The organism is Pseudomonas sp. ADAK21 (assembly GCF_012935735.1).
Lineage (GTDB): Bacteria > Pseudomonadota > Gammaproteobacteria > Pseudomonadales > Pseudomonadaceae > Aquipseudomonas > Aquipseudomonas proteolytica.
Genome location: NZ_CP052857.1, coordinates 2,408,191 through 2,431,473, shown reverse-complemented (window position 1 = coordinate 2,431,473; position 23,283 = coordinate 2,408,191). Strand labels below are relative to the sequence as shown.

Genomic DNA, 23,283 nt, shown 5'->3' with positions numbered 1-23,283 from the left:
GAGTTCATGCAGGCCCCGGCTCAGGGCCTGGCCGGCGGCTTGCGCAACAGACTGTAGGCCATGCCCCCGAGTGCCGCTACGCCCAGCAGCAATACGGCCCACAGGCCGATTGTCTGCCAAGGCATACCTGCGACATTTGGTGCGGCCGGCGAAATGGCGCGCCACTCGCCATCGACCCTGGCCTGGCCCAACGCCGCGAGGCGCTGCGGCTGATAATCGGGAATCAGGGTGGTCAACGGCAGGTTCGCCGCCTTGGCCGACGGGTTGCCCAGCGCCAGGGTAAACGGCGGTTCGCCCCGCGCCAGGAACACCACCTGCGTGGCCCGCACGGCGAAACTCAACCCCGGCACCTGCGGCCCCAGGCCACCGCCCCGCTCGTCTACGTCCAGCTTGAGTTGGCGGACCGGGTAACCCGGCAACTGCAATTGATCCTGGGTGATCTCTTGCCCGTTCTGCGGCAATCGGTAGAGCAAACCGCGGCTTAACGGCTGCCATGCCTGCTTACTGTCCTGGCGCCCGGCAAGACCCACCGGGGCCAGGCTGTTGGGCTGGCGTAACTCGATGCGCACCCGCTCAATATTCAACGCCCCGGGCAGCTGCCAGCTATATTGCCCCGCTTCAAGGGAGCTGCCGGCCAATGGCTCGGACCACACCAGCGACAACGGCAGGCTGCTGGTGCTCTGCACTTCAATGGAGGTCAACTCGGGCGCGGCCTGGCCTTGCCATAACAGGCGCAGGTAACGCGCCGGTTGCCCCGGCAAGGCCACTTCACGCAGTTCAACCCGATCGTCGGCAAACGCCAGGCGCGCCAACTGCCCTTCGCCCCAGGAGCGCCAGTGCTGCAAATCGTCACTGGCTTCGATGCTGAAACGCTGGAAACCGTCGTGCTCGGCGGACCAGTCGAGGATCAGCTTTTGCAACGGCGCCTTGATGGCACTGGCATCGAGCAACCAGCCGCGTCGCACCTGCGCGCCGGCCGGCACTTCGCTGGACGGCTGCACCTGCACCAGGGTGCCCGTGGCACTCGATTGCACGCGCACGCTGGGCGCGCTGTCACTGGTGTTGTCGGCGGCGTACAGCGGGAAGCCCTTCAGCCTCGCCAGGTTTTTTGCGCTGGCGGCCGACTGACGCACCAATGCATACGCCTGCGGCTCACCGGCGGCGTTGAACACCCGCAGGTCACTGAGATCGGCCTGGCGGGCGCTCAGTTGCACCGCCAGCGGCAACTCCAAGCGATACCAGGGCCCTTCGCCGCTGATCGCCAGCGGCACTTGGGCGGTGAAGTCGGCGGGGGCTTCTGCGGCCCATACCGATAGCGCGGTGCACAGGCCCACCAGGGCAATACTCAGTTTGCCGATCAAGAGGAAGCTCCTTGGGTTTGAACCTCGGGTTCAACGCGTTTGGGCGGCAACGGGGCAAAATAACCCACCACCAGCAACAGCCCGCCCACGCCGATAAACGACACAATCCGCTCCAGCCCGCCACGGTTGCTCAGCTCGACGAGGAACAACTTGGCGACCACCACGCCAATCAGCACCGCGCCGACCAGCCACACCTCCCGGCGATTGCGCAGATGACCACCGATCATCAGGCCCAGGGCAATCAGGGTCCAGACAATCGACAATCCGGCCTGCACCAGCATGGAGTCGAGCAACGCATCCAGATGAAACGGTACGCCGCCCCAGTGGTGCGCCGTGCGCATCACCAATGCGGTGAAAAAGGCGAACAGCGAAACCCCGGCAACCCCCTGGGCAATCCAGGGGGTGCGGCCGCCCAGTTGCGGCGCCGCGCTGCGCGCCCACAGGTACACACCCAGCAGCGCAAACAGCAGGCCAAGGTCCAAGGGGTTGAGCAATGGCATGTAGGGCAACGGCTTGGCGGTACCGTCGCTGAAAATATTGGCCAGCCAGAACCACACCAGCATCAGCACGGCCAACGGCAGCGCGGCCAGCAGGCGGTATTCGCGCGGATAAGCAGATACCGGCCACGGCCATTGGCGCGGTGCAGCAACGGCTATCAGGTACAGGCTGGGGAAAATCGCCCAGCCCAGCCAGCGCCAGGCGTTGTATTGCACCGAGAGCACCAGCAGGCCGTAGCGCAACTCCAGGGCTAGCATGCCGATCAGCATCCAGCAGCCCAGCACGTGGGCGACACGCAGGGCCTTGGCCGCCGCCAAGTCGGCCAAGTAACACAGCGCGATAAAATGCACGGCGAACACCGCAATCCAGGCCAGCCAGCCCAATTCGGCCGCCGGGTGGTAATAGCGATGCAACGACACCAACAGCACCAGCGCCGCCGCTGGCATCAACAACAGGCAGAGGGTCCCGAGCGCAGCCCAACGCAGACGCAACGCCAGCAACATCCACAGCGCCGCGCTGGCCGCTGCCGCGGCCAACAGAAAGGTGGCTTGCAGCTCCGGCGGGGTAAAGCGCAGCAATTCGTGGTTGAGCGCCAACACCCACCACGCAGCGCCCCACGCCAGCAGGCCGTGGGATAGGTGGGGCAATTTGAGCCGTTGGCCACTGCCCTGCAAACGCCAGGCACCGACAAACGCGGCCAACCCGACCAGCATCGGCGCCCAGAAACCGATATGACGCAACGCCGGCAGCTCCTCGGTGCCCCAGGACGTCAACGTGAGCAATGCCCCCGCCAGCACTTGCACGCCGAGCGCGCAGAACAGGACCGTGCGCGAAGCGATATGCAGGCCGACAAACACAGTGACCAGCCCCGCCAGCGCCCAGCTGATCGCGGTACCCTGCTCGGCCAACAGCAACGGTGCCAGCAGATACACAAAACCCAGGCCCAGGCCCGCCAGGACCGGCAAGCCCTTGCGCTCCCACTGGCTGATCTGCCCATGCGCAGCCTTGCGCAGTTGGTGGAAGCTGAACAGCAACGCCACGCCGAGCAGCAACGCGCCCAGCGCCGCCCCTTCCAGCAGCGTGTGCTGGCCCACGTCCAACTCACTGAGAAAGGCCAGCGCCGAGCCCAGTTGCAACAACAGGCCAAATGCGCGCGCCAACAACCGCTGCTGGCGCAGGCCGAGCCAGAGAATCCCCGCGCCTTCCACCGCCCAAGCTGCGGCGGTCCAGCGCGCATCCAGGCCCAGGGGGATCGCCAGGCTGGCGAAGATCACGCCCAGGGCCAGGCAGGTTTCGCCCAGCAATACGGTGCGCCCGCCACTGAGCACACGCGCCAGCGCCATATAAATGATCCCCAACGCCAACGCGCTGAATGCCGGAGCGAATGCCAGGTGCTGCACCAGGGTGAACTGCAAGCCAAACGCCACAAGCGGTGGCCCGAACAGCAGGCCGCCATCCACATAATCCCCCTTGGCCGCCGACCAGCGCAGCAATGCACCACGGCTGTCATCGGCCGGGGCGTCGGGCATTTCCAGGAGTTTGCGCCGCGCAAACAACAGGCCGATGGCCAGGTACATCAGGAAAAACACAATCAGGAACGGCTCGGTACTCCACAGCAACTCCGGCGTGTAGGAGCGGATGCCCCAGGCAAAGCCGATGCCGAAGGTGCCGGCAAAACCAATCACATTGAGCAGGCGCCAGGCCTTGAACCAGGCAATGGCGAGGATGCCGACGTTGAGCAAGGTGAAGTAGCTGAACAGCGCCACATGGCTGCCCTCGCCGGTGGACGCCAGGATCGGCGCGGCGAAACCGCCCAGGGCGGCGGCGCAGGCCAGGCCGATGGCGTCCTGGGTAATGGCGAGGATCGCCGAAAACAGCGTCACAGCCACCAGCAGGCCGAGCGCCGCGCCGGGGTCGAGCAAAGGGTGCAGACGCATGGCGGCGAATACCGTCAGGTACAACACGGCGATGCCGGTGCCTTGCAGGATCAGCGCGTAATTGCCGTTGCGCGCGCGCAGCCACCAGCCCAGGCCCAGTAAACCCAGGGCGCAGGCGGCGACACCGGCGTAGCGCAACTCGATGGGCACCACCATGCCTTCGGTGGCATAGCGCAGCAAAAATGCCAGGCCAAGGAACAGCAGCACCACGCCAACCCGCAGCACGGTGTTGCCACCCAGCAGCCAGTTGCGCGCACCCTGGATAGCCCGTTCGATCAGGTTGGGGCTACGGGGGGTCTGGGGTTCAGCTTCGCGTGCAGCAGCGGCCGGCTTCCACAGGTCGTCCGGCAGCGGCGGGCTGGGTTCGGCAGCAGAGGTGGGTTGCAGTTCGGCGGGCAGTTCCCAGACCAGTTCTGGGGCGGGCGCGGGTTCGACCATGGGCGGCTCGACCTGCGGCGGCTTTTCCAGCATCGCCAGGCGTTGCTCCAGAGCCTTCAAGGCGCTGCCAAGGTTCGACAGACGAATGGCTTGGCCAATCCCCAAACCCAGGAGCGCGCCGAAAGCTGCGTCACTGAACGACTCGTCCAGCGCCCAGCCGAGCACCAGGCCAATGAGCATGAACATCCATTGCATGGTCGAGATCCCTAAGCAGCCCGAAGCGGGCGTAACCGACGCTCAGTATATCGACACAATCCCAATGTGGGACCTGGCTTGTGTAGGACCTGGTTTGTGTAGGAGCTGGCTTGTGTGGGAGCTCCCACACAAGCCGCTCTTACAGGGGGTTCTGCGGGGTCTAGTCCAAGGCTTTCCAGATCTCGGTGGCGTATTCCCGGATGGTTCGGTCTGACGAGAACCAACCCGTGCGCGCAGTATTGAGCACCGCCGAACGCCACCACTCCCTGGTGTCGTGCCAATGGGCTTCGACCCGCGCCTGGGCATCCCAGTAGGCGTCAAAATCGGCGCACACCAGGAACCGGTCATAGGCGATCAACGAGTCGATCAACCCCACATAGCGCCCCGGATCGTCCGGCGAGAACACCCCGCCACGAATCGCCTGCAGCACGTCGTTCAAGCGGTGGGATGCGGCGATATCAGGGCCGGCATTGAACTCACCGGCCTGTTTACGCGCTTCCACCTGCTCGGCGCTGAGGCCGAAAATAAACATGTGCTCGCCGCCGATACGCTCATGCATCTCCACATTGGCGCCATCCATGGTGCCGATGGTCAGCGCGCCATTGAGACCGAACTTCATGTTGCTGGTGCCCGAGGCCTCGAACCCGGCGGTGGAGATCTGCTCCGACAGGTCCGCCGCCGGGATGATGTTTTCGGCGAGGCTGACGTTGTAGTTGGGCAGGAACACGACCTTGAGCAAGCCGCGCACCGTGGGGTCGTTGTTCACCGTACGGGCGATGTCGTTGGTCAGCTTGATGATCAGCTTGGCCTGGTGATAACTGGCCGCCGCCTTGCCGGCGAAGATCTTCACCCGCGGCACCCAATCCACTTCGGGTTCGGCGCGAATCGCCTGGTACAGGGCGACCGTGTGCAGCAGGTTCAGCAATTGGCGCTTGTACTCGTGGATACGCTTGACCTGCACATCGAACATCGCCGCCGGGTTGACCGAAATCCCCAGGCGCTCGTGGATGATATCGGCAAGCACCCGCTTGCTGTGCAGGCGCTGCTCGGCGAAGGCTTTGCGAAAGGCGTCTTTCTCGGCGAAGGTTTCCAGCTCCACCAGGCGCTGTTCCATGTTGTCGAGAATGTCCGGCCCCAGGGCCTCCACCAGCATCGCGGTAAGCTTGGGGTTGGCCTGGAACAGCCAGCGGCGGAAAGTAATGCCGTTGGTCTTGTTGTTGATACGCTCGGGGTAGAGCTTGTGCAGTTCGGAAAACACCGTGCTGCGCATCAGCTGCGTATGCAATCCCGAGACGCCGTTGACGCTGTGGGACCCCAGGAACGCCAGGTTGCCCATGCGCACGCGGCGCCCGTTGTCTTCTTCGATCAGCGAGACAGCGCGCAGGACGTCGAAGTCGTGAATGCCCTTGGCCCGCAGCGAATCAATGTGCTGGGCATTGATCAGGTAAATGATCTGCATGTGCCGGGGCAGCATGCGTTCCATCAGGCCCACCGGCCAGGTTTCCAGGGCTTCGGGGAGCAGGGTGTGGTTGGTGTAGGACAGCGTTTCGACGGTGACCTGCCAGGCCGCATCCCAGGCAATATCGTGCAGGTCGACCAATTGGCGCATCAACTCGGCCACGGCGATGGACGGGTGCGTGTCATTGAGCTGGATGGCCGCGTGCTCGCCCAGGCTCAGGACCGAACCGTGCATGTTTTTGTGGCGACGCAGCAGGTCTTGCAGGGAGGCCGAGACGAAGAAATATTCCTGGCGCAGGCGCAATTCCTGCCCTGCTTCGGTGCTGTCGGCCGGGTAAAGCACCCTTGAGATGCTTTCGGCACGGGCCACTTCGGCAACGGCGCCCAAATGGTCACCGGCGTTGAAGCGCTCCAAGTGCAGGTCTTCGACGGCCCGCGCACGCCACAGGCGCAAGGTGTTCACACTGGCGCCACGCCAGCCGACCACCGGGGTGTCGTAGGCTACGGCGCGCACGGTTTCATTGGGCGACCAGACCTGGATCGACTTGCCGGACGCATCCAGCACAGTCTCGACGCTGCCGCCAAAGCCGATCGGGTAGATCACCTCGGCGCGCTCGAACTCCCAGGGGTTGCCGAAATCCAGCCAGCGTTCGGTCTGCTCCTGCTGCCAGCCATCGACAATCGCCTGGCGAAACAGCCCGTGTTCGTAACGAATGCCATAGCCATGGCCGGCAATGCCCAGGGTCGACATGCTTTCCATAAAGCACGCGGCCAGGCGCCCCAGGCCACCGTTGCCCAGGGCCGCATCGGGCTCCAGCAGGCGAATGCGCTCCAGGTCTACACCCAACTCGCCAAGGGCTTCGCGCGCCACCTCCAGCAGGCCGAGGTTGCTCAGGCTGTCAAACAGCAAACGACCGATCAAGAATTCCAGGGACAGGTAATACACCCGCTTCTGCCCACGCCGGTAGATACGCCGGGTGTGGTCCATCCAGTGGTCGACCATGTGGTCGCGCGCCGCCAGGGCAATGGCTTCGAACCAATCGTGGTCAAAGGCGTGATCGGGATCCTTGCCCACCGCATAAGTGAGTTTGGTCAAGACAGCATCGCGAAACGCGGCTACCTCTGCTTCTCGTACAAGCGGTTCCTGAGACATCGGTGCGACCTCGGGCGAGATAGAAGAAGGGAAATCCTAGAGCCTAGACGGTCTGACCCATGGCATGGCTGACGGTTCGGCAGTTTTTTCACTCATTCACGCATGCAGGTTTTAGATGCAGGGGCCGTGCCCGTTTGAGACGGGCGGGAGCCTTTGAGCCGAAATCCGCAAAATATTGTTCAAAAAATCACCAATCCCGGTATGATCGCGCGCCCGGACAAAGCCCCTCTTGGAAACCTGATGAAGCCTCAACTGATCGCCGCCGCGGAACTCGACCGTCTCGAAACGTGGCAGAAATACTCCAGCCACATGTGCGGCGGCTGCACGTCCAACTGCTGCACCCTGCCGGTTGAGGTGAAGATCAAGGATTTGATCCGCATTGGCATCGTCGACGAATTCGAGCGTGGCGACCCGCCGAAGAACATCGCCAAGCGCTTGCAGAAGGAAGGCATCGTCGAGCGTTTCAACTCCAAGTCCGAGATCTTTACCCTGCAGCGCATGAGCAACAACGATTGCCTGTACCTGGATCGTAAGACGCGCTTCTGCACTATTTATGACAAGCGCCCGGATACCTGCCGCAATCACCCGAAGATCGGGCCACGGCCGGGGTATTGCGCGTACAAGCCCAAGGAAGTGGTGCGCGAGACCAAGTTCAAGACCCTCGACAAGTTCTGATCCGGATTTTGCAGGGCTCTTGAGGGCCCCATCGCAGGCAAGCCAGCTCCCACAGTTTGATTTGTGAACACCCTCAAATGTGGGAGCTGGCTTGCCTGCGATGGGGCCGGCAAACCACCACAAAATATGCAGGCATAAAAAAACGCCCCCGGCCTTTCGACCGGGGGCGTTTTTATTCAGCCGGAACTAAGTATCAGTTCTTGGCCTTTTTGGCAGCGCGGGTACGCTCGCCTTCGTCCAGGATCTTCTTACGAAGACGGATGGACTTCGGCGTCACTTCGCACAGCTCGTCGTCCTGGATGAATTCCAGAGCCTGTTCCAGGGTGAAGCGAACAGGTGGAACCAGGGCGATGGTTTCGTCTTTACCCGAAGCACGCATGTTGTCGAGCTTCTTGCCTTTGGTTGGGTTGACGCCCATGTCGTTGTCACGGCTGTTCAGACCAACGATCTGGCCGTTGTAGATCTCTTGACCGTGTTCAACGAACAGCTTGCCACGCGCCTGGAGGGTTTCCAGGGAGTAGGTCAGTGCCTTGCCGGTTTCTACCGATACCAGAACACCGTTCTGACGGCCGGACATGTCGCCGGACTTCATGGTGTCGTAGCGATCGAAGATCGAGGTCAGGATGCCAGCACCGTTGGTCAGGGTCAGGAACTGGTTACGGAAACCGATCAGACCACGAGCAGGGATGTTGTATTCCAGACGCACACGGCCTTTGCCATCCGGCACCATGTTGGTCAGGTCGCCCTTACGCAGGCCCATCTCTTCCATGACCTTGCCCTGGGATTCTTCAGGGGTGTCGATGGTGACGTTTTCGAACGGTTCCTGCTTCACGCCGTCAACAACACGGATGATCACTTCCGGACGGCCAACGCCCATTTCGAAGCCTTCGCGACGCATGGTTTCGATCAGTACCGAGAGGTGCAGCTCACCACGGCCGGAAACCTTGAACTTGTCAGCCGAGTCGCCTTCTTCAACGCGCAGTGCAACGTTGTACAGCAGCTCTTTGTCCAGACGTTCCTTGATGTTACGGGAAGTCACGAACTTGCCTTCTTTACCGCAGAAAGGCGAGTCGTTTACCTGGAAGGTCATGGAAACGGTTGGCTCGTCAACGGTCAACGGCACCATTGCTTCAACTGTGTCCGGGTGGCACAGGGTGTCGGAGATGAACAGCGAGTCCATACCGCTGATGCACACGATGTCGCCTGCAGCAGCTTCTTCAACGTCAATACGGTGCAGACCGTGGTGACCCATCAGCTTCAGGATACGACCGTTACGCTTCTTGCCGGTGGCGTCGATAGCCACGACCGGAGTGTTCGGCTTGACGCGACCACGAGCGATACGGCCAACGCCGATAACACCCAGGAAGCTGTTGTAGTCCAGTGCCGAGATTTGCATCTGGAACGGACCGTCACGGTCGACTTTCGGCGCTGGTACGTTGTCGACGATCGACTGGTACAGCGGGGTCATGTCTTCAGCCATGTCGGTGTGTTCCAGACCGGCAATGCCGTTCAGGGCCGAGGCGTAGACGACTTTGAAGTCCAGCTGTTCTTCGGTGGCACCGAGGTTGTCGAACAGGTCGAAGATCTGGTCCAGAACCCAGTCCGGACGCGCGCCTGGACGGTCAACCTTGTTGATCACCACGATTGGACGCAGGCCGGCTTCGAAAGCCTTCTTGGTCACGAAACGGGTTTGCGGCATAGGGCCGTCTTGAGCGTCAACCAGCAGCAGAACGGAGTCAACCATCGACATTACACGTTCAACTTCGCCGCCGAAGTCGGCGTGGCCCGGGGTATCCACGATGTTGATGTGGTAGCCGTTCCAGTTGATGGCAGTGTTTTTTGCCAGGATGGTAATACCGCGCTCTTTTTCCTGGTCGTTGGAGTCCATCACGCGCTCGTCGTTGAGCTCGTTGCGCTCCAGGGTGCCGGATTGACGCAGGAGTTTGTCTACCAGGGTGGTTTTACCATGGTCAACGTGAGCAATGATGGCGATGTTACGTAGATTTTCGATCACTTGTGTATCTCGATCAGAGGATTCGGTGTGCTGACAGGTCGTGGCAGCGATTAACAGTAGAGTCAGGCCTTGCCGTTACAGCTTGACGGCAGAGTCGGGGGGCCGGTGACGCAGGCCACAGGCAAACAGCCCCGGGCTCTTAGCTCGGTCGATAAACGCGCACATTGGCATATCCCTCACTGAGCAAATGGTGGGCATGCAGGCGACTCATCACGCCTTTGTCGCAATACAGCAGGTACTGACGGCTGTTATCCAGTTCCTTGAAACGCGCGTTCAGTGCATAGAACGGCAACGTTTGCACGTCGATGCCAGCGATTTCCAGCGGCTCGTCTTCAGCGGCATCCGGGTGACGGATGTCGATGACAATCTGACCGGCCAGGGCTTCGCTGACTTCTTCGATCTGTACGTCCTGGCCCAGTTCGTCGATGACTCGATCGATCGGCACCAGTTTGGCGTTCTCGAGCGCTCGCTCCAGAATCGCCATGTCGAATTCTTTCTCTTCATGCTCCACGCGATAGCGCTTGGCATGGGTCTTGGGGTTCACCGAGATGACCCCGCAGTACTCTGGCATGTGCTTGGCGAAATCAGCGGTGCCGATTTCGTTGGCCAGGTCGATGATGTCCTGCTTGTGGCTGGCGATCAGCGGGCGCAATACCAGCTTGTCGGTCACGCAGTCGATCACGGACAGGTTCGGCAACGTCTGGCTGGAGACCTGGGAAATCGCCTCGCCGGTCACCAGCGCTTCGATTTGCAGGCGGTCGGCGATTTTCGACGCTGCGCGCAACATCATACGCTTCAATACGACGCCCATATGACCGTTATCGACTTTTCCGAGAATTTCTCCCAGGACTTCCTCGAACGGTACGCTGACAAACAGCACGCGCTGGGAGCTGCCGTACTTCTTCCAGATATAGTGCGCAACTTCCATCACGCCCAATTCGTGTGCACGCCCGCCCAGGTTAAAGAAGCAGAAGTGGCTCATCAGGCCCCGGCGCATGATCTGGTAGGCCGCCACGGTAGAGTCGAAACCGCCGGACATCAGCACCAGGGTCTGTTCCAGCGCACCCAGCGGGTAGCCGCCGATGCTGTTGTGCTGGCTGTGGATCACAAACAACCGTTGGTCGCGAATTTCGATGCGTACTTCGATTTGCGGCTCTTTCAGCGAGATTCCTGCGGCCCCACACTCGCGACGCAGCTTGCTGCCGACGTATTTCTCGACATCCATGGAGCTGAACGGGTGCTTGCCCGCACGCTTGCAGCGCACCGAAAAAATCTTGCCTTCAAGGCTGGTGCCAAAGTGCAGTTTGCATTTTTGCGTGATGTCGTCGAAGTCGCCCAGCGGGTACTCGTCGACCTGCAGGAAATGCGCGATGCCCGGCATGCAGCTCAGGCGCTCGGTCATATCTTTCAAGGCTTTAGGGTCGCTGACGCGGGTTTCCAGCTCGAGATTGTCCCACACACCGTTCACCACCACGGCCGGGTCCAGGTCACGGAGCACGGCGCGGATATTCTTGGCCAATTGACGGATGAAACGCATCCGTACCGGTCGGCTCTTGATGGTGATCTCGGGGAAGACTTTAACGATTAATTTCATGGAAACAGCGCGCGCAGGGCCAGCCGAAAAAGGGGGGCGCGGATTATAGCGGAAATCGCTCAAGGTTTGACCAGTTAATATACAAACGGCACGCAACGCACCAAAGAGGTGCATTTACAGGCAGTTGCGCTACATTGCAGTGCGCGATTTTTGCCATTTCGACGATTTGCACCTTTATAGGGGCCATTTTGAGGCAAAAAACCCATGTCGGGGCACTGGCATGCAATTTGCTCTCTTGTGAGGCAGGTTGCCATGGCGGACTATCCGCGCCGGCATCACCCACATTCTAAGGGCTACTCCACTACCCCAGCCCGAAGCCACCCGGAGGACACTATGTCGAAGTCGGTTCAACTCATCAAAGATCATGACGTTAAATGGATTGATCTGCGCTTCACGGACACCAAAGGCACTCAGCACCACGTGACCATGCCGGCTCGCGACGCGCTGGATGACGCCTTCTTCGAAGAAGGCAAAATGTTCGACGGCTCCTCCATCGCTGGCTGGAAAGGCATCGAAGCCTCCGACATGATCCTGATGCCGGACGACTCCACCGCCGTACTCGACCCGTTCACCGAAGAGCCAACCCTGATCATCGTCTGCGACGTGATCGAGCCTTCGACCATGCAGGGCTACGACCGCGACCCACGTGCGATCGCCAAGCGTGCCGAGGAATACCTGAAATCCACCGGTATCGGTGACACCGTATTCGTGGGCCCTGAGCCTGAGTTCTTCATCTTTGACCAGGTGAAGTTCAAGTCCGACATCTCCGGCTCCATGTTCAAGATCTTCTCCGACCAGGGTTCGTGGATGTCCGACCAGGACGTGGAAGGCGGCAACCATGGCCACCGTCCAGGCGTCAAAGGCGGCTACTTCCCAGTACCACCGTTCGACCACGACCACGAAATCCGTACCTCCATGTGCAACGCCATGGAAGACATGGGCCTGGTCATCGAAGTTCACCACCACGAAGTGGCGACTGCCGGCCAGAACGAAATCGGTGTGAAGTTCAACACCCTGGTTGCCAAGGCTGACGAAGTACAGACCCTCAAGTACTGCGTACACAACGTGGCAGTGGCTTACGGCCGTACCGCTACCTTCATGCCTAAGCCACTGTACGGCGATAACGGTTCGGGCATGCACGTTCACCTGTCCATCGCCAAAGATGGCAAGAACACCTTCGCTGGCGAAGGTTATGCCGGCCTGTCCGACACCGCCCTGTACTTCATCGGCGGCATCATCAAGCACGGTAAGGCCCTGAACGGCTTCACCAACCCGTCGACCAACTCCTACAAGCGTCTGGTCCCAGGTTTTGAAGCACCGGTGATGCTGGCCTACTCGGCTCGCAACCGTTCCGCTTCGATCCGTATTCCTTACGTGTCCAGCCCTCGCGCTCGCCGTATCGAAGCACGCTTCCCGGATCCAGCAGCCAACCCGTACCTGGGTTTTGCTGCACTGCTGATGGCTGGCCTGGACGGCATCCAGAACAAGATCCACCCAGGCGACGCCGCCGACAAAAACTTGTACGACCTGCCGCCTGAAGAGGCCAAGGAAATCCCACAAGTGTGCGGCAGCCTGAAAGAAGCCCTGGAAGAGCTGGACAAGGGCCGTGCGTTCCTGACCAAAGGCGGCGTGTTCAGCGACGACTTCATCGATGCCTACATCGCCCTGAAAAGCGAAGAAGAAATCAAGGTCCGCACCTTCGTACACCCACTGGAATACGAGCTGTACTACAGCTGCTGATCCGGTAGCGCTGCTCAACGCGGCGTGACCAAAAGGCCTCCTTCGGGAGGTCTTTTTTTTGCCTGAAACAATGACTCTCCACCTTTGCAACCCCCATCAAAACTGTGGGAGCTGGCTTGCCTGCGATAGCGGTGGTTCAGTCAGTCGTGATGTGACAGATACACCGCTATCGCAGGCAAGCCAGCTCCTACAGTTTGATTGGTGCTTCCAGGAAATAGTTGATCGCTGAACAGAATGCCGGGATTCGCACTATATTGGTGCGATAGGTTGCACCCATGCCCGCCGGCCAGCCCATTTTGGGTCGATATCTCCCGAGCAAGCTGGCAGAGCGCCATAGTTTCGCGCCTAAAGCCCCTATTTCAGGGCTTTTACGCTTCTTTTCGGAGCCTTGGTTTGGTTTTTGCATTTTCCTGGTATCAGCGTGAGCCTCAAGCCCACGCCTTGCTCCAAAAGAGGTCCTAATGACCATCAGCGACGCACTGCACCGCTTGCTACTCGACAACCTGACCACCGCGACCATCCTGCTCAATGCCGAACTGCGCCTTGAGTACATGAACCCCGCGGCGGAGATGCTCCTGGCCATCAGCGGCCAGCGCAGCCATGGGCAATTTATCAGCGAGCTGTTCACCGAGTCCGCCGAGGCCTTGAGTTCCTTGCGCCAGGCCGTGGAGCAGGCCCACCCGTTCACCAAGCGCGAAGCGATGCTCACGGCCCTCACCGGCCAGACCCTGACCGTGGACTATGCGGTAACACCGATTCTGAGCCACGGCGCCACCTTGCTGCTGCTGGAGGTGCATCCCCGCGATCGCCTGCTGCGCATCACCAAGGAAGAGGCGCAGTTGTCCAAGCAGGAAACCAGCAAGATGCTGGTACGCGGCCTGGCCCATGAGATCAAGAACCCCCTGGGCGGGATTCGCGGCGCCGCACAGTTGTTGGCCCGCGAGCTGCCGGATGAGCACCTCAAGGACTACACCAACGTCATCATCGAGGAAGCCGACCGCCTGCGCAACCTTGTGGACCGCATGCTGGGTTCCAACAAACTGCCGTCGCTGGCGATGACCAACGTGCATGAAGTGCTCGAGCGCGTCTGCCAGTTGGTGGAGGCCGAAAGCCAGGGCTGCATCACCCTGGTGCGCGACTATGACCCGAGCATTCCCGACGTATTGATCGACCGCGAGCAGATGATCCAGGCGGTGCTCAATATCGTGCGCAACGCCATGCAGGCCATCAGCAGCCAGAACGAGCTGCGCCTGGGCCGTATCAGCCTGCGCACCCGCGCCTTGCGCCAGTTCACCATTGGCCACGTACGCCATCGCCTGGTGACCAAGGTCGAGATCATCGACAACGGCCCGGGTATCCCGGCCGAACTGCAAGAAACCATTTTCTTCCCGATGGTCAGCGGCCGCCCGGACGGTACCGGGCTGGGCCTGGCCATTACCCAGAACATCATCAGCCAGCACCAGGGCCTGATCGAATGTGAAAGCCATCCCGGCCACACGACCTTTTCGATCTTTCTGCCACTGGAACAAGGAGCCCCATCGACATGAGCCGTAGTGAAACTGTCTGGATCGTCGATGACGACCGTTCCATCCGCTGGGTCCTGGAGAAAGCCTTGCAACAGGAAGGCATGACCACCCAGAGCTTCGACAGCGCCGACGGGGTGATGAGCCGCCTGGCGCGCCAGCAGCCCGATGTGATCATCTCCGACATCCGCATGCCCGGCGCCAGCGGCCTGGACTTGCTGGCGCGGATCCGCGAGCAGCACCCGCGCTTGCCGGTGATCATCATGACCGCGCACTCGGACCTGGACAGCGCTGTCGCGTCCTATCAGGGCGGCGCCTTCGAGTACCTGCCCAAGCCGTTCGACGTCGATGAGGCGGTGGCGCTGGTCAAGCGCGCCAACCAGCACGCCCAGGAGCAGCAAGGCCAGGCCGTGGAGCCGACCCTGACGCGCACCCCGGAAATCATCGGTGAAGCGCCGGCGATGCAGGAAGTGTTTCGCGCCATCGGGCGCTTGAGCCATTCCAACATCACCGTGCTGATCAACGGTGAGTCCGGCACCGGTAAAGAGCTGGTCGCCCATGCCCTGCACCGCCACAGCCCACGGGCCGCCTCGCCGTTCATCGCGCTGAACATGGCGGCGATCCCCAAGGACTTGATGGAATCGGAGCTGTTCGGCCATGAGAAAGGCGCGTTTACCGGCGCCGCCAACCTGCGTCGCGGCCGGTTTGAACAGGCCGACGGCGGCACCCTGTTTCTCGATGAAATCGGCGATATGCCGGCCGACACCCAGACCCGACTGTTGCGGGTGCTGGCCGACGGTGAGTTCTATCGTGTCGGCGGCCATACGCCGGTCAAGGTGGATGTGCGGATCATCGCCGCGACCCACCAGAACCTGGAAACCCTGGTGCACGCCGGCAAGTTCCGCGAGGATTTGTTCCACCGCCTCAACGTGATCCGCATCCACATCCCGCGGATGTCGGACCGCCGCGAAGACATCCCGACCCTGGCCCGCCACTTCCTCAGCCGCGCCGCCCAGGAGCTGGCGGTAGAGCCCAAGCTGCTGAAGACGGAAACCGAGGAATACCTGAAAAACCTGCCGTGGCCGGGCAACGTGCGCCAGCTGGAGAATACCTGCCGCTGGATCACGGTGATGGCGTCCGGGCGCGAAGTGCATATCAGCGACCTGCCGCCGGAGCTGTTGAGCCTGCCGCAGGATTCAGCGCCCGTGACCAACTGGGAACAAGCCCTGCGCCAATGGGCCGACCAGGCCTTGGCTCGCGGCCAGTCGAGCCTGCTGGACAGCGCCGTGCCGACCTTTGAGCGGATCATGATCGAGACGGCCCTCAAGCACACCGCTGGCCGCCGGCGTGACGCCGCCGTACTGCTGGGCTGGGGTCGTAACACCTTGACCCGCAAGATCAAGGAATTGGGGATGAAGGTGGATGGCGGGGATGATGATGAGGGTGAAGAGGGCTGAACAAAGCCCTCCAGCACACGGATGACCTAATGTGGATGAGGGCTTGTGTGGGAGCTGGCTTGCCTGCGATTGCATCACCTCGGTATCTCTGAAAGACCGAGGTGCCCGCATCGCAGGCAAGCCAGCTCCCACATTTGTTTGGTGTGCACCGCTTCAACGCACCATGAACCGCTATCGCGCACGAACTCCAGGCCGCTTTCAAAAAACTCTGAACCCTGAAAACGCCAAAGCCCCGTAATCCGGGGCTTTGCGCTTTATAAAAGAATTTTCCTAGACAAATTCACCATTCTGGCACGCCCCCTGCAATACCTCTGGTACTACCCAGTTTCGGGGACCTTGGTACAGGCAGGCCGAGAATCCCCTCTTTAATTCGAGCTTCAAACCGTTTTGGGAGCCCTGGTACAGGCAGGCCGGGAACTCCCTCTTTTATTGCTCCAGGAGATGGATCTCCAGTCGCCAGCGGTCATCGACCGCCTTGCCCGACCATTCCCCGCGCAGCGGCCGTGCCGCCACCAGGTTCAACAGCAAGCCGCCATCGGTCTTGCGCACCCGCCAGTTCACATCCTTGTCATTGACCTTCAATTGCCCCGCCTGCGCATGGCCCTGGGCGTCGAACAGCAGCGCCACGGTGCCGTCGATATGCTCGCCGTGCAACTTCGGTTCGTTGTTGAACCACACCACCAGCCCATCGGTGGCGGGCTCGACCTGCAGCAAGGCCGTCGGGTCCGGGGTGGTCAGGCGACCGATCATCAAGCCCACCATCAGACCGACAATCGCCAGCGAACCCAGGACTCTGGGCAATAGCTGCGGCCTGGGGTCGTCTTCAGGGGTAGAATGCGCTGCATCTTTATCTTCGGAGCCGTGCATGTTTCACGTCATCCTTTTTCAACCAGAAATTCCGCCGAACACCGGCAACGTTATCAGGCTGTGCGCCAACAGTGGCTGCCACCTGCATTTGATCGAGCCGCTGGGCTTCGAGATGGACGACAAGCGCCTGCGTCGCGCCGGCCTGGACTATCACGAATACGCCACCCTGCAGCGTCACGCCGACCTCGCCAGTTGCCTGGAAAGCCTGGGCCATCCACGGCTGTTTGCGTTCACCACCAAAGGTTCGCGGCCGTTTCATGATGCCAGCTTTGCCGAGGGTGATGCCTTCCTGTTCGGCCCGGAAAGCCGTGGCCTGCCGGCAGACGTACTCGACGCCCTGCCCGATGGCCAGCGCTTGCGCCTGCCGATGCGTGAAGGCTGCCGCAGCCTGAACCTGTCCAACACCGTGGCCGTCGCCGTCTACGAAGGCTGGCGCCAGCTTGGTTTCAAATAGCCCCCAAAACCAAATGTGGGAGCGGGCGTGTGTGGGAGCCGGGCTTGCCCGCGATGCAGGCACCTCGGTGTGTCAGTGACACAGAGGTGATGCTATCGCTGGCAAGCCAGCTCCCACACACGCCCGCTCCCACATTTAGAGCGGCGTCGGGCTCAGCTTACTGAACCGTCGGTGCGCCTTCCTGTTGCATGCGCTGCAGCTCTTGCGCATACAGGGCATCGAAGTTCACCGGGGCCAGCATCAGCGCCGGGAACGAGCCACGGGTGACCAGGCTGTCCAGGGTCTCGCGGGCATACGGGAACAGGATGTTCGGGCAGAACGCGCCCAGGGTGTGGCTCATGGACGCATCGTCCAGGCCCTGGATCAGGAAGATACCGGCCTGTTGCACTTCAGCGATGAAGGCCACTTCTTCACCGTTCTTCACGGTGACCGACAGAGTCAGCACGACTTCGTGGAAGTCGCCTTCCAGTTGCTTTTGACGGGTGTTCAGGTCCAGGCCGACGCTTGGAGTCCACTCCTGGCGGAAGATCGCCGGGCTTTTAGGGGCCTCGAACGACAAGTCACGCACGTAGATGCGCTGCAGGGAAAACTGTGGGCCTTGAGCCTCTTCTGCTGCCGCTTCGGTGTTCGGTTGGTCAGTCATCTCGCAGATCCTTCTTGATCTTGGGGTCTTTTAGGGTTTTGGAGTCAGACGTGAAGCAGCGCATCCAGTTTACCGGCGCGCTCCAGGGCGAACAGGTCATCGCATCCACCGATATGCTGGGTACCGATCCAGATTTGCGGCACAGAGGTGCGCCCCGCCTTCTGGGCCATCTCGGCACGTACCTGGGGCTTGCCATCGACCTTGATCTCGTCGAAGGCAACCTTTTTGCTCTGGAGCAACTGCTTGGCTCGCGTGCAATAGGGGCAATAATCGCTGGAATAAACGACAACCTGGCTCATATCACTTCACCAACGGCAGGTTATCGGCGCGCCAGCTGGAGATACCACCCGACAGCTTGGCGGCGGTGAAACCGCTCTTCATCATTTCGCGGGCATGGCCACCGGAGTGCTGACCCTGAGCGTCGACCAGGATAATGGTCTTGGCCTTGTGCTTTTCCAGTTCGGCGATGCGGGCGATCAGCTTGTCCTGGGGAATATTCAGCGCGCCAACGATATGGCCGGCGGCAAAGTCCTTGGCCGGACGGATGTCGACGACAACGGCCTGGTCCTTGTTGACCAGTGCGGTCAGCTCGGCGGTGCTGAGGCTACGGCCGCCACGGCTCACTTCATGAGCAATCAGCAGCGCCAGCAGTACGACGAAGGCACCGACCAGCAGATAGTGAGAGGTAGCAAATGCAATCAGGTGATCAACCATCAAGGAGGTTCCAGGGCGTTAAAATGGCGGTAAGTATACACAGCCGCCATGGGGGGCCAACCCCCGTAAAGCGGTGACGGCATCGGAACTTCGCTTTAAACTGCCACTCCCTTTTCAATCGCCTTCTTTTAATACCGCCGCGAGAGGATCTATGACTACCACGCCTAAACCTTTGGTCCTGATGATTCTCGATGGCTTCGGTCACAGTGAAAACCACCACGACAACGCCGTATTCGCGGCGAACAAGCCCGTGCTGGACCGCCTCTGCGCCAGCGTACCCAATGGCCTGATCTCCGGATCGGGCATGGACGTCGGCCTGCCGGACGGCCAGATGGGCAACTCTGAAGTCGGCCATATGAACCTTGGCGCCGGACGAGTGGTATATCAGGACTTCACTCGCGTGACCAAAGCCATCCGCGATGGCGAGTTCTTCGAGAACCCGACCATCTGCGCCGCGGTGGATAAAGCCGTCGCCGCCGGCAAAGCCGTGCATTTCATGGGCCTGCTGTCTGACGGTGGCGTGCACAGCCACCAGGACCACCTGGTGGCCATGGCCGAACTGGCCTACAAGCGTGGCGCCGAGAAGATCTACCTGCACGCCTTCCTCGATGGCCGCGACACCCCGCCCAAAAGCGCGCAGTCGTCCATCGAGCTGCTGGACGCCGCCTTCGCCGCCCTCGGCAAGGGCCGCATCGCCAGCCTGGTCGGCCGCTATTTCGCCATGGACCGCGACAACCGCTGGGATCGCGTGTCCCAGGCCTACAACCTGATTGTCAACGGCAACGCCCAGTTCAACGCGGCTACCGCCCAGCAAGGCCTGGAAGCGGCCTACGCTCGCGGCGAGAGCGATGAGTTCGTCAAGGCCACCACCATCGGCGAGCCAGTGAAGGTCGAAGATGGCGACGCCGTGGTGTTCATGAACTTTCGCGCCGACCGTGCCCGCGAACTGAGCCATGTGTTCGTCGATGACGGTTTCAAAGACTTCGAGCGGGCGCGCCAGCCGAAAGTCGAGTTCGTGATGCTGACCCAATACGCCGCCAACATCCCGGCCCCGTCGGCTTTCGCGCCGGGCAGCCTGGAAAACGTGCTGGGTGATTACCTCGCCAAAAACGGCAAGACCCAGCTGCGCATTGCCGAAACCGAGAAATACGCCCACGTCACCTTCTTCTTCTCCGGCGGTCGCGAAGAACCGTTCCCCGGCGAAGAGCGCATCCTGATCCCGTCGCCCAAAGTCGCCACCTACGACCTGCAGCCCGAGATGAGCGCGCCGGAAGTCACCGACAAGATCGTCGACGCCATCGAACACCAGCGCTATGACGTGATCGTGGTCAACTACGCCAACGGCGACATGGTCGGCCACAGCGGCAACCTGCAAGCGGCGGTCAAAGCCGTGGAATGCCTGGACTTGTGCGTGGGCCGTATCGTCGACGCCCTGGAGAAGGTCGGCGGCGAAGCGCTGATCACTGCCGACCATGGCAACTGCGAGCAGATGTCCGACGAATCCACCGGCCAGGCCCATACCGCCCACACCACCGAGCCGGTGCCGTTCATTTATGTCGGCAAGCGCGACTTCAAGGTGCGCGAAGGCGGCGTGCTGGCAGACGTGGCGCCGACCATGCTCATGCTGATGGGGCTCGAGAAGCCTGTCGAAATGACCGGTACCTCGATCCTGGTCTAATTTTCAAACACACCACCAAACAATGTGGGAGCGGGCTTGCCCGCGATAGCGGCGGATCAGTCGACATTTCCATGGCTGACACAACGCAATCGCGGGCAAGCCCGCTCCCACATGGATAGGTGGCGTTTTTGAAGATGGCTTTTAGCCACACCCGCGCCACTGGGCGCCTAACTTGCCCGCCAGCCCGAATTGGACGTTTTTTTTGCCGCGTGGGCCGGGCATACTAGGCCGTCCCTTTCCCTGGTGTCGCCCGCCTCTATGCTTCGCGCCTTGATTACCCTCGCTCTTGTCTGCGTGCTCCAACCGGCTATGGCCGACGAGCGTGCGCAAACCCAACAACAGTTGGACGCTACGCGTCAGGACATTACCGAGCTGAAGAAACTGCTCGGCAAGCTCCAGGAAGAAAAATCCGGGGTGCAGAAAGACCTGCGCGGCACGGAAACCGAAATGGGCAAGCTGGAGAAGCAGGTCCAGGAGCTGCAAAAAGAACTAAAGAAGAGCGAGTCGGAACTGGAGCGGCTCGACGGTGAGAAAAAAAAACTCCAGAGCGCGCGCGTTGAACAGCAACGCCTGATCGCAATCCAGGCCCGTGCCGCCTACCAGAACGGCCGCCAGGAATACCTCAAGCTGCTGCTCAACCAGCAGAACCCGGAAAAATTCGCCCGCACCCTCACCTACTACGACTACCTGAGCACCGCGCGCCTGGAGCAACTCAAGAGCTTCAACGAGACCCTGCGCCAATTGGCCAACGTCGAGCAGGAAATCGCCGACCAGCAAAACCAACTTCTGGCCCAGAAAAGCAGCCTCGACAGCCAGCGCGACGAGCTGGACAAGGTGCGCAAAGAACGCCAGCAGGCCCTCGCCAAGCTCAACAACGACGTAAAAGCCCGGGATGCCAAGCTGCAGGCGCGTCAGCAAGACCAGGCCGACCTGGCCAAAGTACTGAAAACCATCGAGGAAACCCTGGCTCGCCAGGCCCGCGAGGCCGAAGAAGCGCGACAAAAAGCGCTGATCGCCCAGCAGGAAGCAGAAAAAAAGCGCCAGCGTGACGCCGCGGCGCTCGCCACCGACGCCCCGCGCAAACCGGCGCGTGCAGCGCCTGGCCCACTGGTTTCCAGCGCCGGCGAATCGTTTGGCGGGCCTTTTGCTACTGCCCGAGGCAAACTTCCATGGCCAGTTGATGGTCGACTACTGGCACGCTTTGGTGAAACCCGTGGCGATGACACCCGCACCAAGTGGGACGGCGTGATGATCAGCGCCTCTGCGGGCAGCCAGGTACACGCCGTCCACGGTGGGCGCGTGGTGTTCGCCGATTGGCTGCGCGGCGCTGGTTTGCTGGTGATTCTTGACCACGGCAATGGCTATTTGAGCTTATATGGCCACAATCAAACGTTGCTCAAGGCCGCAGGTGATGTTGTAAAAGCCGGTGAATCCATCTCCACTGTCGGTAACAGTGGCGGCCAGGACACCCCGGCGCTGTACTTCGCTATTCGTCAGCAGGGCCGCCCAAGCGACCCTGCACAATGGTGTCGCGCCCAAGGATAGGGCCGCATCTACATTAGGAGTTCGTTCGACATGCTGCATTTGTCCCGCCTCACTTCGCTGGCCCTGACGATCGCCCTGGTGATCGGCGCGCCTATGGCATTCGCCGACCAGACCGCCCCGTCAGCCACGGCCGCGACCACCAAGGCGCCGCTGCCGCTGGACGAATTGCGCACCTTTGCCGAGGTCATGGACCGGATCAAGGCAGCCTATGTCGAACCCGTGGACGACAAGACCCTGCTGGAAAACGCCATCAAAGGCATGCTCAGCAACCTCGACCCGCACTCTGCCTACCTGGGCCCGGAAGATTTCGCCGAGCTGCAGGAAAGCACCAGCGGCGAATTCGGCGGCCTGGGCATTGAAGTGGGCGCCGAAGACGGCATCATCAAGGTGGTGTCGCCCATCGACGATACCCCGGCGTCCAAGGCCGGCATCCAGGCTGGCGACCTGATCGTCAAGATCAACGGCCAGCCGACCCGCGGCCAGACCATGACCGAAGCCGTCGACAAGATGCGCGGCAAGGTCGGTCAGAAAATCACCCTGACCCTGGTGCGCGACGGCGGCAACCCGTTTGACGTGACCCTGACCCGCGCCACCATCGTGGTCAAGAGCGTGAAGAGCCAGTTGCTGGAGTCGGGCTACGGCTACATCCGCATCACCCAATTCCAGGTCAAGACCGGCGATGAAGTGGCCAAGGCCCTGGCCAAGCTGCGCAAGGACAACGGCAAGAAGCTCAACGGCATCGTCCTCGACCTGCGCAACAACCCCGGCGGCGTGCTGCAATCGGCGGTGGAAGTGGTCGACCATTTCATCACCAAGGGCCTGATCGTCTACACCAAGGGCCGCATCGCCAACTCCGAACTGCGCTTCTCGGCCACCGGCAAGGACCTCAGCGAAAACGTCCCGCTGGCGGTGCTGATCAACGGCGGCAGCGCCTCGGCCTCGGAAATCGTCGCCGGCGCCCTGCAAGACCAGAAACGCGGGGTGCTGATGGGCACCACCAGCTTTGGCAAGGGGTCGGTGCAAACCGTGCTGCCGCTGAACAACGAGCGTGCGCTGAAGATCACCACGGCGTTGTACTACACGCCTAATGGTCGCTCGATCCAGGCCCAGGGCATCGTGCCGGATATCGAGGTTCGCCGGGCCAAGATCACCAACGAGAGCGAAAACGAGTACTTCAAGGAAGCTGACCTGCAGGGGCACCTGGGCAATGGCAATGGCGGCGCCGACCAGCCAACCGGCAGCGGCACGAAAGCCAAGCCGATGCCACAGGACGATGATTACCAACTGGCCCAGGCGTTGAGCCTGCTCAAGGGCCTGAGCATTACGCGCAGCCGTTGAT

17 protein-coding genes are annotated in these 23,283 nt (G+C 61.2%); 8 read left to right on the top strand and 9 right to left on the bottom strand.

Going from position 1 to position 23,283, the window contains the following annotated elements; all coding sequences use genetic code 11:
• Positions 1-20: 20 nt before the first annotated feature.
• The 3 genes from HKK57_RS11010 to HKK57_RS11000 form a co-directional block, all read right to left on the bottom strand.
• Positions 21-1,358, bottom strand: a complete 1,338-nt coding sequence (locus HKK57_RS11010; protein WP_169391190.1) for a DUF3999 domain-containing protein — start codon at positions 1,356-1,358, stop codon at positions 21-23.
• The gene (locus tag HKK57_RS11005) at positions 1,358-4,429 is read right to left on the bottom strand and encodes a DUF2339 domain-containing protein (protein WP_169390159.1); all 3,072 of its coding nucleotides are present in this window, start codon (positions 4,427-4,429) and stop codon (positions 1,358-1,360) included. The genes HKK57_RS11010 and HKK57_RS11005 overlap by 1 nt, the downstream gene beginning before the upstream one ends.
• Positions 4,430-4,589: 160 nt before the next feature.
• Positions 4,590-7,040, bottom strand: coding sequence for a glycogen/starch/alpha-glucan phosphorylase (locus HKK57_RS11000; RefSeq protein ID WP_029295924.1), 2,451 nt, complete (start codon positions 7,038-7,040; stop codon positions 4,590-4,592).
• 240 nt (positions 7,041-7,280) lie between these two features.
• On the opposite strand from HKK57_RS11000, the gene HKK57_RS10995 reads away from it, so the two are divergent.
• On the top strand, positions 7,281-7,715 hold the full coding sequence (locus HKK57_RS10995) for a YkgJ family cysteine cluster protein (RefSeq protein ID WP_029295922.1): 435 nt from the start codon (positions 7,281-7,283) through the stop codon (positions 7,713-7,715).
• A 193-nt stretch (positions 7,716-7,908) separates the two neighbouring features.
• Here HKK57_RS10995 and typA read toward each other — a convergent pair whose 3' ends face one another.
• Complete coding sequence (gene typA, locus HKK57_RS10990; RefSeq protein ID WP_070996193.1) at positions 7,909-9,729, bottom strand: translational GTPase TypA; 1,821 nt, start codon at positions 9,727-9,729, stop codon at positions 7,909-7,911.
• Positions 9,730-9,868: 139 nt separating this feature from the next.
• Positions 9,869-11,323 carry a tRNA uracil 4-sulfurtransferase ThiI gene (thiI, locus tag HKK57_RS10985; protein ID WP_029295918.1) on the bottom strand — a complete coding sequence of 485 codons (1,455 nt, stop codon included), beginning with the start codon at positions 11,321-11,323 and terminating at the stop codon, positions 9,869-9,871.
• A gap of 333 nt (positions 11,324-11,656) precedes the next feature.
• On the opposite strand from thiI, the gene glnA reads away from it, so the two are divergent.
• From glnA to ntrC, 3 genes are all read left to right on the top strand, one after another.
• A complete protein-coding gene (glnA, locus tag HKK57_RS10980) occupies positions 11,657-13,063 on the top strand; it encodes a glutamate--ammonia ligase (RefSeq protein ID WP_029295916.1) in 1,407 nt (468 codons plus the stop codon).
• A 461-nt stretch (positions 13,064-13,524) separates the two neighbouring features.
• Positions 13,525-14,610, top strand: a complete 1,086-nt coding sequence (gene glnL, locus HKK57_RS10975) for a nitrogen regulation protein NR(II) (RefSeq protein ID WP_029295914.1) — start codon at positions 13,525-13,527, stop codon at positions 14,608-14,610.
• The gene (ntrC, locus tag HKK57_RS10970; protein ID WP_029295912.1) at positions 14,607-16,043 is read left to right on the top strand and encodes a nitrogen regulation protein NR(I); all 1,437 of its coding nucleotides are present in this window, start codon (positions 14,607-14,609) and stop codon (positions 16,041-16,043) included. The genes glnL and ntrC overlap by 4 nt, the downstream gene beginning before the upstream one ends.
• Before the next feature lie 426 nt (positions 16,044-16,469).
• On the opposite strand, the gene HKK57_RS10965 is transcribed toward ntrC, so the two are convergent.
• The gene (locus HKK57_RS10965; protein ID WP_029295911.1) at positions 16,470-16,910 is read right to left on the bottom strand and encodes a hypothetical protein; all 441 of its coding nucleotides are present in this window, start codon (positions 16,908-16,910) and stop codon (positions 16,470-16,472) included.
• Here HKK57_RS10965 and HKK57_RS10960 point away from each other — a divergent pair.
• Complete coding sequence (locus HKK57_RS10960; RefSeq protein ID WP_029295910.1) at positions 16,909-17,364, top strand: tRNA (cytidine(34)-2'-O)-methyltransferase; 456 nt, start codon at positions 16,909-16,911, stop codon at positions 17,362-17,364. The two genes, HKK57_RS10965 and HKK57_RS10960, sit on opposite strands and share 2 nt — an antisense overlap.
• Before the next feature lie 157 nt (positions 17,365-17,521).
• Here the strand turns inward: HKK57_RS10960 and secB are convergent, their stop codons facing one another.
• From secB to HKK57_RS10945, 3 genes are read right to left on the bottom strand one after another with little or no spacing between them, the layout of a single operon-like run.
• Positions 17,522-18,007 (bottom strand): protein-export chaperone SecB, encoded by a 486-nt coding sequence (gene secB, locus HKK57_RS10955; RefSeq protein WP_029295909.1) that lies wholly within the window; start codon positions 18,005-18,007, stop codon positions 17,522-17,524.
• Positions 18,008-18,051: 44 nt separating this feature from the next.
• Complete coding sequence (grxC, locus tag HKK57_RS10950; protein WP_029295908.1) at positions 18,052-18,306, bottom strand: glutaredoxin 3; 255 nt, start codon at positions 18,304-18,306, stop codon at positions 18,052-18,054.
• Position 18,307: 1 nt separating this feature from the next.
• Positions 18,308-18,721, bottom strand: coding sequence for a rhodanese-like domain-containing protein (locus HKK57_RS10945; protein ID WP_029295907.1), 414 nt, complete (start codon positions 18,719-18,721; stop codon positions 18,308-18,310).
• 151 nt (positions 18,722-18,872) lie between these two features.
• Between HKK57_RS10945 and gpmI the strand changes: the two genes are divergently transcribed.
• From gpmI to HKK57_RS10930, 3 genes are all read left to right on the top strand, one after another.
• Positions 18,873-20,399, top strand: coding sequence for a 2,3-bisphosphoglycerate-independent phosphoglycerate mutase (gene gpmI, locus HKK57_RS10940; protein ID WP_169390158.1), 1,527 nt, complete (start codon positions 18,873-18,875; stop codon positions 20,397-20,399).
• 258 nt (positions 20,400-20,657) lie between these two features.
• A complete protein-coding gene (locus tag HKK57_RS10935) occupies positions 20,658-21,944 on the top strand; it encodes a murein hydrolase activator EnvC family protein (protein ID WP_169390157.1) in 1,287 nt (428 codons plus the stop codon).
• Between the two features lie 30 nt (positions 21,945-21,974).
• Complete coding sequence (locus HKK57_RS10930) at positions 21,975-23,282, top strand: S41 family peptidase (RefSeq protein WP_029295904.1); 1,308 nt, start codon at positions 21,975-21,977, stop codon at positions 23,280-23,282.
• The last annotated feature ends 1 nt before the right edge of the window (position 23,283 follow it).

What these genes read in the sequence shown, in the direction of transcription:
- HKK57_RS11005 (WP_169390159.1), bottom strand. Translation starts at nt 4,429, where the DNA reads ATGCAATGGATGTTCATGCTCATTGGCCTGGTGCTCGGCTGGGCGCTG.
- HKK57_RS11000 (WP_029295924.1), bottom strand. Translation starts at nt 7,040, where the DNA reads ATGTCTCAGGAACCGCTTGTACGAGAAGCAGAGGTAGCCGCGTTTCGC.
- HKK57_RS10995 (WP_029295922.1), top strand. Translation starts at nt 7,281, where the DNA reads ATGAAGCCTCAACTGATCGCCGCCGCGGAACTCGACCGTCTCGAAACG.
- thiI (WP_029295918.1), bottom strand. Translation starts at nt 11,323, where the DNA reads ATGAAATTAATCGTTAAAGTCTTCCCCGAGATCACCATCAAGAGCCGA.
- glnA (WP_029295916.1), top strand. Translation starts at nt 11,657, where the DNA reads ATGTCGAAGTCGGTTCAACTCATCAAAGATCATGACGTTAAATGGATT.
- glnL (WP_029295914.1), top strand. Translation starts at nt 13,525, where the DNA reads ATGACCATCAGCGACGCACTGCACCGCTTGCTACTCGACAACCTGACC.
- ntrC (WP_029295912.1), top strand. Translation starts at nt 14,607, where the DNA reads ATGAGCCGTAGTGAAACTGTCTGGATCGTCGATGACGACCGTTCCATC.
- HKK57_RS10960 (WP_029295910.1), top strand. Translation starts at nt 16,909, where the DNA reads ATGTTTCACGTCATCCTTTTTCAACCAGAAATTCCGCCGAACACCGGC.
- HKK57_RS10965 (WP_029295911.1), bottom strand. Translation starts at nt 16,910, where the DNA reads ATGCACGGCTCCGAAGATAAAGATGCAGCGCATTCTACCCCTGAAGAC.
- secB (WP_029295909.1), bottom strand. Translation starts at nt 18,007, where the DNA reads ATGACTGACCAACCGAACACCGAAGCGGCAGCAGAAGAGGCTCAAGGC.
- grxC (WP_029295908.1), bottom strand. Translation starts at nt 18,306, where the DNA reads ATGAGCCAGGTTGTCGTTTATTCCAGCGATTATTGCCCCTATTGCACG.
- HKK57_RS10945 (WP_029295907.1), bottom strand. Translation starts at nt 18,721, where the DNA reads ATGGTTGATCACCTGATTGCATTTGCTACCTCTCACTATCTGCTGGTC.
- gpmI (WP_169390158.1), top strand. Translation starts at nt 18,873, where the DNA reads ATGACTACCACGCCTAAACCTTTGGTCCTGATGATTCTCGATGGCTTC.
- HKK57_RS10935 (WP_169390157.1), top strand. Translation starts at nt 20,658, where the DNA reads ATGCTTCGCGCCTTGATTACCCTCGCTCTTGTCTGCGTGCTCCAACCG.
- HKK57_RS10930 (WP_029295904.1), top strand. Translation starts at nt 21,975, where the DNA reads ATGCTGCATTTGTCCCGCCTCACTTCGCTGGCCCTGACGATCGCCCTG.